General features: G+C 34.1%; 1 protein-coding gene. It reads left to right on the forward strand.

Annotation, left to right across the window (positions count from 1 at the left end):
- The coding region (locus HT699_RS11495) for an elongation factor Tu (protein WP_191996337.1) at positions 1–538 on the forward strand (538 nt) is incomplete at its 5' end.
- Between the last annotated feature and the right edge of the window lie 36 nt (positions 539–574).

Below are 574 nucleotides of genomic sequence, written 5' to 3' on the forward strand. Positions count from 1 at the left end.
GACGCCTGATTTAGCTGTTTGGAAAGAGTTGTATTTGTATCAGTTGCTGAACTACGAGTGTTCTCAGCAAACTCAAGCAATAGAAAGTCACTATCATTCTTTATCTGAAAATTTCCTCTTACAGATTGTAGGACATGAGTTAGCTCATTGGTCGGAGCATTTTTTAGATGATTTTGATGGTTACGACTCTTATATCTGGTTCGAAGAGGGGATGGTTGAATATATTAGTCGCAAGTATTTCTTGACAGAAGAGGAATTTCAAGCGGAAAAAATTTGTAATCAGTCTCTTGTAGAACTTTTTCAGAAGAAGTATGGTTGGCACTCATTGAATGATTTTGGTTCTTCGACTTATGATAAGAACTATGCAAGTATTTTTTACGAATACTGGCGTAGTTTTTTGACAATAGATAAGTTGGTAGAAAATCTAGGTAGTGTACAAGCGGTCTTCGATTCTTATCATTTATGGGCAAATACAGATAAAACTCTCCCCTTGTTAGATTGGTTTGTTCAGCAGAAATTAATTGAAAAAGAAATATAAAAACTAAAGGAGTAAACAATGTCTAAAAAATTGACT

Origin of the sequence: Streptococcus sp. 1055 (assembly GCF_013276815.1) — a bacterium.
Lineage (GTDB): Bacteria > Bacillota > Bacilli > Lactobacillales > Streptococcaceae > Streptococcus > Streptococcus pseudopneumoniae.